The following is an 11363-nucleotide window of genomic DNA, read 5'->3' as shown; positions in this document are numbered from 1 at the left end:
CCCCTACACCAAATCAACAAAAAGGTCTGAGACCTTAATCAAACAAAACAACCCAATTATGAAAAATCTAAAAATCAGTTTATTATTATTTTTTGCATTGTTTTCTATATCACTATCTGCTCAGTCAACAGATGAAGTATATACCGGAGGTATGGAAAATGCAATTGCTAAAATGGACACAGCACGGACAGTTCGTTCAATAAAACAGGTTCGCAATCAATTTGACCGTATTGCCCGAAAGTATTCAGACCAATGGCTTCCTGTTTATTATGTGGCTTATAATGATTTGGAGATGGTATATCTTAATCCTCAATCAGAAGATAATCTTAACTTGCTGGCTGAGGCTAAAGAGAAATTAAATCAGCTTGAAAAACTGAAAGATGTAAACAAATCGGAATTAAGTACATTGTGGGGATATTATTATAGTGCTTTGATTGTGACAGATCCGGCAACAAACGGAGCAAAGTATTATAATGATGTGTTATCGAATTACAAACAGGCAATAGAATTAAATACTGATAATCCCCGTCCTGTTTTTTTACTGGCTTTTTTTGAGCAAAATTTACCTCCTTTCCTTCAATCGGGGAAAGATTTTTGTGGAGAGTTAAAGAAATCGGAACTGCTTTATCTGAAAGAAAAAAAACTGATGAGCGAAATTCGTTGGGGTAAGGGGCTTCTGGCAACGCTACTTGAAAAGTGCCAATAAAGTTATCTTTCGGGCGTATATAATGCGCCCCTGCTTAAAGCAATAAATATTAATATTACTTACCTACTTAAAAATATATATCTTTATACTTTAAAAAATACAAACAATGGAAAATAACTTTAATGAACAAGATAGCTTGAGGTTAATTAACGAAATGATTGCACAGGCACGAAATAATTTTCGAAAAGGAGCAGGCAATAGTTCGATACTATGGGGATACACAATTGCAATATTGGCAATGTTTAATTTTATTTTTTCTTATATTTTAGAGTTTCGGCATTATGCTAGCTGGGTGTGGATTCTGACCATACCCATATTTATCGGTAATTATTGGTATGGTTATCGGAAGGCGAAAAAAGCAGAGGTGATTACGCATCTCGACAGGGTGGTCGATACTGTTTGGTTGGGTTTCTTTATTTCGAATACATTTTTTGTGAGTTCTACATTTTTTATCGCTATTACTCAAAAGACATATGTTCCATACCTATTTATTACACCCATTATAATGATTATGGTGGGTTTAGCCTTATTTGTAACCGCCAAAGCGTGCCGTTTCAAACCTTATTTGTATGGAGCTTATATCTTTTGGCTGGGGGCGGTGCTGTGTATTCTGCAATATGCTTTGGTTAAGAGTGTTGATTTAGGGCTTGTTATATTGTCAGTATCCATGATTTTAGGTTTTGTTATTCCCGGACATATTCTAAACCGAAAAGCAGAATCTAATGTTTAAAGAACTCGATCCATTATTGCATTCCCAATTAAGGCTGGCGGTAGTATCCTTACTGTTGTCGGTTGAGGAAGCCGACTTTGTCTTCATCAGGGAAAAGACAGGGGCAACGGCAGGTAATTTGAGCGTGCAGATCGAAAAATTAAGCGAAGCAGGATATATCGAAGTCCGTAAATTTATAGATGGAAAAAGACCTCGTACCGTATGTAAGATAACAGAAGATGGTATTGCAGCCTTTAACTTATATGTAAAGGTATTGCAGGATTATATAGGTAAAAAATAAATTCTGAATATCGAGATGAGGCGAATCGTTATATTTCTCGATTACGTAACAGGTAAAGGAAGTGTCAGGCATACTCAAATTTGGTTTGCAATCGCTGTCATTCTTACCTCATATACGGCATATCGGATATTGGAGAGCGGCGAAGATACAGTTTCGAATGTTGCAATATATTCTATAACGGCTCTCTTCGGGTACCTGTCGGTAGTATCTTTAGCATTTCGAAAGCCGATATCAGGAAATGTTTTGGGCATAACAGCCAATCTGGGCGAAATGTATTCCCAATTCCAGTTCCGTAATATAGGATTGGTATTCAGTGCCGGATATTATCTGCTTTTTCATGTCGTAGGGCTCATTACGTGGACTCGAAAAGAAAATCAGGACGAAGATGGCAAAGTAAAAACAACGGGTACTAATCAGGGTTTTATTATTTTTACGATCGCAACAGGTATTGTCGGCTGTATTTGTTTGTATTTGTATGGTTCGCAATGGGGCCTAATCAGCCAAGATCAACCGCTGCTTCTCTATCTTAATATTCTGGCTTTTGTGGTAGGTATCCTGTCTCAGATGATAATGATTTTGAGGAAGCCTTGGGCGTGGTATATGTGGCTTACCTCTAATGTTATTTGGTTTATACTAAATATGGTATCGGGTAACTATATTTTTATGATTCAATCGGTTCTCTATGAGTGGAACTGTATTTTAGCAATCTACATCTGGCATAAAGAATCTAAATAAAAAAGACCCTCTGCTTTTCATGTAGAAGGTCTTTTGTTTTTTTGAAACAAAAAGGTTTGCCGCCTTAATCTTCTTCCTCATCATATTTGTTTAGCTCATCCTCATAGAAGCCTAACGCTTGTTCGATGAGATCCTGCATAGCTTCTTCTTCCACTTTCGACCCGTCAAGAATCTCAAATTCTTCACTGTCTACATCCAGAATAAAGCGGGGCTTTTCGGTATGCAGTACATATGTATTTTCGGGATACTCTTCGTTATCGGCGATTAAAAATCTAGGTAATTCCATTTTATTCATATTTAATGTTCAATACTGCAAAAGTAAAGATATATTATTAAGAACTATTTTTTCTTTCAAACTATTTATCCTTTGCAAGTATTTAGAGCGAAAAAAGAGAGAATTATTGGTTTAAATGTTATATTTGCATAAAATTAACACAAGCGTGGCTGTATACTACAAACATTTCAATCTATATTAAACCTGCTTAATGTGTTATTTATAAATCTTTTATAATGCACTGTTGCGTTGTATTAATACATTTTTTCATTAACTAACAACAAAAGATGAAGAACAAACTTTTCTTAACATTGCTCAGTGTTTTTCTGAGCTTAACGTATTCATATGCTCAATTGTCGAAAACGATTGTACTTACTCAGGCAGGTACTCTGTCCCAACAGCTTGGTACAGATAAAACCAAGGTGACTGATTTGGTTCTATCGGGAACGATTAACGATGCAGATTTTCAAACATTGAAGGGAATGACATTGCTTCAATCCTTAGATATGTCAGGAACATCTATTGCTAGTAAGACTATTCCGGGATCGACTTTTGCCGGGAAAACTTTTGCGAATCTTGTACTGTCTTCCACTCTCGAGACCATTAGTAATAATGTCTTCGATGGAGCAGTTTTCAGCCAGCCTTTAGTGTTTCCTTCGAGTCTAAAATCCATTGGAGCTAATGCCTTTAAAAATGCGACGGTAGAAAAGCTCGACTTTTCGTCATGCAATAATTTACAAAGTGTTGCCAATTGGGCTTTTGTAGGATTAAGCAGTACTCAATCACTTGATTTAAGTGAATGTACCAGTCTAACGGGTTTTGGTTCTTATGCTTTCCAAATGTCTACTTCCCGTGTTATTTTACCGGCTAATCTTGTTACCCTAAGTGCCGTTTCCTTTTCCGGATTTAGTGGAACGGTTGTTTTACCTTCTACTTTAGAGGCGATAGGTAATAATGCTTTTGAAAATGCAGTTTTGAGTCAGCCTTTAGTACTCCCTTCTAGCTTAAAATCTCTGGCAATCAATGCCTTTAAAAATGCAACGGTAGAGAAACTCGACTTTTCGTTATGTAGTAGTTTACAAAGTGTTGGTAATTGGGCTTTTAATGGATTAAATAGTACTCAGCCACTTGATTTAAGCAGATGTACTGCTTTAACCGGTTTTGGGTCCTATGTTTTTCAATCATCTGCCTCTCACGTTATATTGCCCGCTAATATGGTCAATCTAAGTGTCTTCTCTTTTTCAGGCTTTAATGGAACGGTCGATTTGCCTTCTACTTTAGAGGTTATTGGCAACAATGCTTTTAATGGAGCAAACCTGTCTAAGGGTATTGTTTTACCTGCTTCTCTTAAATCCATTGGAATTAGTGCTTTTGCAAATTCACAAATAGATAAAATAGAGACTCACACTACCACGCCACCGACATTAGGTGCTACTGTTTTTACAGGAGTAAATACTGCGACATGTAAACTTTATGTACCCGAAGGAAGCGTTGCTTTGTATCAGGCAGCTAATCAGTGGAAAGACTTTTCGATTGAAGCGAATGTACCTGAAGGTCCAAAAGTAGGAAGTTTCAAAATCGCTTTTCTTGAAAAAGGAGCAGGTCAATTACTGGACACTAATGGAGGTACATATAGTATTCGTTTTCCGGATGGAACAGAAAAAACTGTTGTTACAGGTGAATCGTACTTTGGAGAACCTCTCGAAAATCTATCCTTTGGAGAATATATAGTTACAGAAATAAATCCTCCGACAGGTTATAAGCCTAGCGAACATAAAATTCAATCGGTAAACCTAAATGAGAATAATCTCTACGATGCTGCCGTATTTGAGTATGAGAAAATATCGGCTGTAACTAATAATGGATGTATAATTGTTCATTTCAAAGACTTATTAGGGAATGAACTGGCTGTAAATGATGAATATTCTGTTTTTCTAGGTAGATTATATGTTCAGCATACATTTGGAGAAAGGCTTGGTAATGATATTCAATTTACAAACCTAGACTATGGTACACACCGAATAACTATACCCAGAACAATAAGACGATCATCTATTAATTACGTTTTGCATGAAGTTAAAGACTATGAAGTGGTAAATGTAGATGATTCGTCGTGTAAGGAAGTTACATTTTATTACGATGATTATGGTTCGGGATATGGACCCGAGAAAGGAACTATAAAATTTAGCTATCATGATAAATTCGGCTATCCGATTGCTGGATTACTGCCGAGGATACAGCTCAGCGAAGGGAGTTATGTAGACTATAATAGCTATTATCCTGTTGTTGCTACAACGAACAACTTAGATGAAATAAAGCTTCTTACAGGAGTTTATAAAGCTTGGTTCTTTGGGCGTATGACTTTGAGAGGAACTGCTACTTTGGATCTTCCTAAAAAGATAACAGTTCCTAATAGTCTCGATTGCCTCGAATATCCCATATTGGCGAAGTTTGACGAAGAAGCCTTTTTAACAATCAATTTTAGAGATGAGGATGGACAACCTATAAATGGTGTTGAGTTCGGGCTCGGACTTAGCTTTGCTCCGGCATACTATGGATGGGAGTCATTTAAGGCTGATGGTAGCATTACATTAAATGTGCCTGCCGGCGAGAATATTAAAATAAAATTGTACTCTCCTTTGCCCCAGTGGGAAGCAGATGCAGTTCAAAATATCACTGTTTTTCAGAATAATCATGCGACCATTGATTTTTCACTAAAAAAGATATCTGATAATAATACCTTACGTGTACAATTTGTAAATAAGCAGGGTTGCCCCATTTTAGAGCCACCTCATCGTTTTCTTTTGGCTAGTGAAAAATTATCCAATGGAAACAGTAACTACATGAAAGAGGCTGGTGAAATATTGGGTAATCTGGAACCTGATGGACCCGGTACGTATCTGATTCACGACCTACCTACAGGATGGTATACGATTGGTATGATAAGTGCTCCTCACGGGTATTTATCGACTCAGGCTCTTTTAGAACAAGGTAAAGAAGTACCACCATCCAGATTTTATGTGTCGGGAGATTCCGATACTTATAAGATGGTGTTGGAAGCATGCAATTCGATTACTATATACAGTAAAGATAAGTCTACCGGTGAGTTATTAGCCGGAGGTGTGTATGAGATAACTGGACAATCATATGGGAACATTGATTGGGATTATTATATTAAATATCCTGAGGAGATGGAATGCATTACAAAACGACAGGTGATAATAAGCGATAGTCCAAATCCACTGATTTTAGATGATATTTCTTCTGGTGATTGGAATATTCATGCAATAGGAGCTCCGGAAGGTTATATGCCAACTGATAATTCGTATACTTGGCTTAATTTATATGGTAATCAGTGGAATCCAACACATGAAGAGGTAACGTTTTATTATGAGAAGATACCTGTTGGCGATACACCCGCATTACGTGGTTTAAAGATAGAAACTCCGGAACAAAATTTTGTAAGCATCTATCCTAATCCTGTATCAGACAATCTTTATCTGAACTCGGACAAAGCCGTCTCAGAAGTTCAGATCTACAGTACAAACGGTAAGATGGTGTTCAAGCAAGCTAATGTAGGCTCATTTATCAATGTTGGACATTTAGCAAGTGGAACTTATGTATTGAAACTTCAAATCGAAGGTAAGATATATACCCATAAGATGATCAAGAAATAAAATGTTTTATCAGGATAACAGTCTTTGACCGTTATGCCCAGCCAAAGCAATAAAAAGGTCTGAGACCTTAAAATGTAAGGAGCTGCCCACTGGGGCAGCTCCTTTGTTTGTTCAGGAATCAAATTCAGTTTGTTTATCACGGAGTAACAACTACTGTTGCTGCAATTGGAGTGATAACAGATTCGTCCTCCAATAATTTGGCAATTTCCAATTCAGTACCGGCAAGTACAGTTGTCCATCCGTTAGCATCCGCGTCAGCTGCTCCCGAAGCGTAATTGAATGAAGTAGCACTCAATCCGTTGTTACGACCCAAAACGATAGAGCGACCCGATTTGTCTACGATGATAGCGATAAATCTGCCTAAACTTAGAGCATTACCTTGGTTTATCGTGTTATAATCGTATTCACTTACTGTGAAATTAACGGTATGAGTACGGTATTTTCCCCCGTTTCCGTTTACCGCTAAGTCGTCGGTGAATGAGGCTGTGCCTTCAACAAAGTTCACTTTATAGATAGACTCGGAGGCATCAAGAGTAATCTTACTGATAATCTTGTTATCGGCTGTAGTTCCGTCAGGATTTTTCTTGAATTCGAAAGTGGGATTCGAATCTAAGTTGATTAAATATACCGATTTGATACCTGCCACCTGATATTGGCAGTTTTCTTTAGTAATGTTTGCTGTTAATTTACAAGACATATTGTATGTGTATTTGTTTATGTATATGAGTTTTTTATTGGACTGAGGTCTTAATTATAGAATACCACCTCGTCCTCGAATGGAATTACAAAACCAAGACGTAAGCGTCCGTCAATAAAGATTTTGCTGTCGTGAGGAGCAGGGAATTGTCCGATGCGGATTTCTTCAGTGTCGCTCAACAAATCGGTTGCCAATAAGAAGTTTGTGATGTCGGCGGCAATCATGGTTTTGTTATTCAGTCCTTTAACAGGAACTATTTCTATTCCAAGATAACGAAGTGTTTCGGCTTCTATCGTAAAGGCAGTTGCTATCACTTGATTGCTCACAGAGGCCAGAGCCATCTTAAGGCGTTGAAGCGTTTCGTATGCAACATAGATTTTTACGGTATCGAATTCCAAACCCTTTACCAATACATTTTCGGGGATAGCATCGTATACTTTTTCTACTTCTCCGATGATATTTGCTTTTGTAAGAGCCGATCCTGTAATTTTAACTGCTTCTGTGCTTGCCGAAAGAACGGTTACTGCCCCGTCAAAATCGTTAGCGTCTACTGCGCTGTTTCCTGTGAATATTTTCGACTCTATCTCAGAACTAAGTTCGGCAGCCAGCATTTGCATGGTAGCTTCTTCGAGAGCTTCGGGTAGTTCTGTATTTTTAGCACCCGGTTTCAGCATTACATTGATGCGTTTGCGTTCCAGATCGTCAATACATTGCTCCAGATTGATCTTGTATGTCTTGATTTTTACTTCCTTTTCGCTCAGTTTGAATACTTGTTCGGGAGTCCATGCACAGTCTCTGCCATCGGGTTGTAATAGAGTGTGTTCGAAGTTTAGTAAGTTCAGTAAAGTGCTTTCTTTTACACCTGTAATTACATCGATTTTACCGTTTTCGATCAAACGACCTCCGAATAATGCTTTTGTAAACCAATCCATATTGGTACTTGGTTGATAGCTGAGAGGTGAAATATTATACATATTTGCCATATTGTTTAAAATTGAAGTTTTGTGTACTGTTAAATTTGTTTTGTAAAGGGTCTGTAAAATTTGTGTCTGCCTGTAAATGAGGCTTTAAGTAGTATTAGATATTTAATGCGATGTTTTATCAGTATAACTATCTCTGGTTGTTATGCCTGCCAAAGCAATAAAAAGGTCTGAGACCTTATTTGCGGTTTCTGATTGTCAACGAAAGGGCTTGTGCCATTTGCTCGTAGCGTTTCAGTTCCGATAATTTACGACAGGCAGCCATTGCCGTAGCGGGCATACTGCTGGGAGTTTGACTGCGAAGTTTCTGTACCTCTGTGTTTGCTTCTTTAGCCAGTCCTGCAAGTTCCGATAGTTTTGCCTCCAGATCTGCAATTTTCTGTTTCAAAACATCAGTAGATTCTCCGCTTTCGGATACTGTTCCTTGTGGTTTAGCGATGGCATTGTCTTCGAATTTTTGTCGGAATTTTTTTCTTAATGCTTCGGGTGCTGTTGCCTGTGCCGGATCGGAAGTTTCGGCAGCCGCTTCTTTGGTCTCGATAAATTGTCCTTGCTCGTCAACTATCAGAATATTTCCGTCAGCCAAAGGATGTTCACCGGCCGGAAGCTGTTCTTCGTTGAGGGTTGCAAACCCATCGGCATCAATATATACTTCTTTCCCATCGGCAAGGGTAAAGATTACATAAGCCGTTCCGCTTGTGGTAGCATCGGCTTTTTCTACCGCCTGAATGTCGAGAAAGAACTGTGAGATGCGAGATAGTAATGTTCCCGATTTCTTGTTTCTTTGATTCATTTTTTCATTTCGATTTTGATTAGTAACTGATTTATTAATTTTGTTTTTCTTTATTTCCTGAAAGAAGAAACCCTCTAAAGAAAATCCCCTGACGTTTCCTGTCATTACTTGCGTATCCCAATAATTTTTGTCCGCAATTTTGTAGCTACACATCAGTGTGCCTTTCGGTAAGTCGGTAAAGCCGAGAGCTTGGGATTTGTCATGTTCCGGATTTTCAACAATCCAGAGTTCGGTCAGAAAATTCCCTTCCAGAGGGTTTTGGTGTTGGTGTGTAGTATTGTGTAAAGCGATGCCTGTGCGCATCATTTTTTGTGCGATCTTTTCGATTTGCTCTGCCGAAAACTGAATGTAATATTCGCCTCTGTTATCGTTGCGATATATTAACTGATCGGGGCGAAGTACTGCTCCTGTGAGTATTTGCTTTTGTGAATCACGATTTAAACGTTCGAGCTTAGGTTGTTTGGCTAATGCTACAAAGTCTATTTCATTGGCGGGTACATCTACAAACGAAATGGCATAGATACCGCTTTGATCTTCTGTGTTTTCGTCTATCAGACAGTTGTAAACGGGTATGTTCATAAGTGCTTGATTTTACTGATAGATAAAACCAAGATTTATTTTTTCGGGCGAATGGGGGAGAATTATTATCTTTGCCAGACTTTTAAACTAACAGACATGAAAAAATTGAAGTATTTATTATTATTTTCTTTCTTGGCGATATTTTTCAATATAAATCATTTACAAGCCCAAGATAGCTCTTATGTGAAAAGTAAGGACGAATCCTTTAAAGTAGGAGAGAAAGTTGTTGATATGCCTGTTTTTATGGGAGGATATGAAGGTTTGTTGAACTTTTTGAGACAGAATTTGCTGTACCCTCAAGATGCAGTTAAACAAGGAATAGAAGGTCAGGTCGTTGTTCGGTTTAGAGTTTCTAGAGATGGCAGTGTAGAGGATATCAATGTGATGAAAAGTCTTTCTCCGTCATGTGATGCGGAGGCGGTAAGGGTGGTTTCGATAATGCCCAAATGGGTACCCGGGATACAGAAAGGTAAACCTGTTGATGTTTATTATACTCTCCCGTTTTCTTTTAAATTACCTAATGACAAAAAAACGCCTGAAACATCAAGGTAATAAAAAGTTCTGCGGACTTATTCCTTATTTACAATAAAAAGAATGTCGTCAGCTTATACAATTTTGTTGCTTATCGCTTAGGGTATTTTTTTATGCATAGACAATAATTCCGTAAAGTCTAAATACCAAACTATAGAAGTATTCGATTACGAAGGAGACCTAACGAACAGGTTTAAATCAAGGAAAATTTATATTTAATTCATTGATAATGAATGGTTTGAAAATTTTAATCAGACTTGGTCTTGCCACGGAAGGATTTTTGAGACCTCGTCTATTTGAAATAATAATAAAAACTCGCATTTTCGGGAGTTGGTATATATTCGCCATTTAGGTGATCTATTGTCATGGTGATAGGATGGTCAACTATGCGATTTTTGTCCAGAGTTACAGGAGCTGTTAAGTATTTTCCGAGATTAAATTTCTTATCAGGATTCTGTATTCCGACAGTATGAAAGAAAGTGCTGTTTCTTATAGTTCCTTTATTTATAAATTGATATTCGCCATCTTTCTTAAAAATAGGTACATAGCACTTGTAATTCGAAACATATGCCTGCCCGTTTATAACAAGTGCATACACATCGTCTGCTTTAAATTTGATCTGTTTGTTAGTCTTAATGTCTGTAGCTTTGAACGATACTAAAAGGCTATCTTCAAAATAAGGTTCTATTTTATATTCTTTAGGTGTTTGATTTGCAAAGGTTTTAAAATCTTTGTAAAGTCCATCCTTTAGCTGAGTAATACCATATAATTTGAGATCTCCTTTTTCGAAGTAATTGATGTTAAGTACATCAACCATAGAGTACGATCGTTTAGGATCAGCTTGCTGAGTAAGATTGTTTGCTATATGTGAGACTATTGTATTGGATGCTTTGCTTAGCAACTTGCCGGTTACATCCATTGCTTTTACGGTTACCAATGTATCGAGCATGCTGATAAAGTAATATCGATTGTCCTTTTTCTCGTATAGATTGTAGCGTATGTGGCAATAGCCGGTTTCGCTGGTGTTTTTTGTTATTTCGCTGAAATACAACCGCCTTAGCTGAAATACAAGCGTCCCTTTTTGTGCGTTTTGAGTTGTAATCTGTTGAAAAACACTATTTAGTTGTTTTTCTAATGATGGTTCTTCAATAACAGCAGTCACAAAATTAAATATGGAGGTCTGTACAAACCCAAGATAATCATTAAAAGATCTGCTGTCGATAAACTCAAATTTATTATAGAGACTATTATCCACCACAAGGTCGGGAGGTGTGGTCAGTTGAAAAGCTTTAGTATCAGGATCTGCTTTAAGGTTATAGCTGAAGCAGCATAGTATAATAATTAGCGATATTATCTTTTTCATTTTTTCATTTAATCATTA

11 protein-coding genes are annotated in these 11363 nt (G+C 37.4%); 6 read left to right on the top strand and 5 right to left on the bottom strand.

All coding sequences use genetic code 11. The annotated features are described in order from the left end of the window. The first annotated feature begins 58 nt into the window (after positions 1-58). From CLV62_RS02475 to pnuC, 4 genes are all read left to right on the top strand, one after another. The gene (locus tag CLV62_RS02475; protein WP_110309190.1) at positions 59-706 is read left to right on the top strand and encodes a hypothetical protein; all 648 of its coding nucleotides are present in this window, start codon (positions 59-61) and stop codon (positions 704-706) included. Positions 707-812: 106 nt separating this feature from the next. Further along, positions 813-1436: a hypothetical protein gene (locus CLV62_RS02470; RefSeq protein ID WP_110309189.1), complete on the top strand. Its 624-nt coding sequence runs from the start codon at positions 813-815 to the stop codon at positions 1434-1436. After that, a complete protein-coding gene (locus CLV62_RS02465; RefSeq protein ID WP_110309188.1) occupies positions 1429-1716 on the top strand; it encodes a winged helix-turn-helix domain-containing protein in 288 nt (95 codons plus the stop codon). The genes CLV62_RS02470 and CLV62_RS02465 overlap by 8 nt, the downstream gene beginning before the upstream one ends. A gap of 15 nt (positions 1717-1731) precedes the next feature. Next, on the top strand, positions 1732-2451 hold the full coding sequence (pnuC, locus tag CLV62_RS02460) for a nicotinamide riboside transporter PnuC (RefSeq protein ID WP_110309187.1): 720 nt from the start codon (positions 1732-1734) through the stop codon (positions 2449-2451). A gap of 64 nt (positions 2452-2515) precedes the next feature. On the opposite strand, the gene CLV62_RS02455 is transcribed toward pnuC, so the two are convergent. Continuing rightward, positions 2516-2737 (bottom strand): hypothetical protein, encoded by a 222-nt coding sequence (locus CLV62_RS02455; protein WP_110309264.1) that lies wholly within the window; start codon positions 2735-2737, stop codon positions 2516-2518. Between the two features lie 275 nt (positions 2738-3012). Here CLV62_RS02455 and CLV62_RS02450 point away from each other — a divergent pair, with 275 nt between their 5' ends. Further along, positions 3013-6402, top strand: coding sequence for a leucine-rich repeat protein (locus tag CLV62_RS02450; RefSeq protein ID WP_110309186.1), 3390 nt, complete (start codon positions 3013-3015; stop codon positions 6400-6402). Positions 6403-6538: 136 nt separating this feature from the next. Here CLV62_RS02450 and CLV62_RS02445 read toward each other — a convergent pair whose 3' ends face one another. From CLV62_RS02445 to CLV62_RS02435, 3 genes are all read right to left on the bottom strand, one after another. Beyond that, entirely contained in the window at positions 6539-7099 is a 561-nt protein-coding gene (locus tag CLV62_RS02445; protein ID WP_110309185.1) for a hypothetical protein, read from the bottom strand. Between the two features lie 50 nt (positions 7100-7149). Further along, a complete protein-coding gene (locus CLV62_RS02440; RefSeq protein WP_110309184.1) occupies positions 7150-8082 on the bottom strand; it encodes a hypothetical protein in 933 nt (310 codons plus the stop codon). 175 nt (positions 8083-8257) lie between these two features. Further along, positions 8258-9451 carry an XkdF-like putative serine protease domain-containing protein gene (locus CLV62_RS02435; RefSeq protein ID WP_110309183.1) on the bottom strand — a complete coding sequence of 398 codons (1194 nt, stop codon included), beginning with the start codon at positions 9449-9451 and terminating at the stop codon, positions 8258-8260. A gap of 96 nt (positions 9452-9547) precedes the next feature. Here CLV62_RS02435 and CLV62_RS02430 point away from each other — a divergent pair, with 96 nt between their 5' ends. After that, the gene (locus CLV62_RS02430; protein ID WP_170119998.1) at positions 9548-10003 is read left to right on the top strand and encodes an energy transducer TonB; all 456 of its coding nucleotides are present in this window, start codon (positions 9548-9550) and stop codon (positions 10001-10003) included. A gap of 271 nt (positions 10004-10274) precedes the next feature. On the opposite strand, the gene CLV62_RS02425 is transcribed toward CLV62_RS02430, so the two are convergent. Continuing rightward, positions 10275-11345, bottom strand: coding sequence for a hypothetical protein (locus tag CLV62_RS02425; RefSeq protein WP_110309181.1), 1071 nt, complete (start codon positions 11343-11345; stop codon positions 10275-10277). Positions 11346-11363 lie beyond the last annotated feature (18 nt).

The organism is Indolivaga alginatilytica, assembly GCF_003201355.1.
GTDB classification, from domain to species: domain Bacteria; phylum Bacteroidota; class Bacteroidia; order Bacteroidales; family Dysgonomonadaceae; genus Dysgonomonas_A; species Dysgonomonas_A alginatilytica.
Note: the sequence above shows the minus strand (reverse complement) of the source record. Positions and strands in the feature narration are given on the sequence as shown.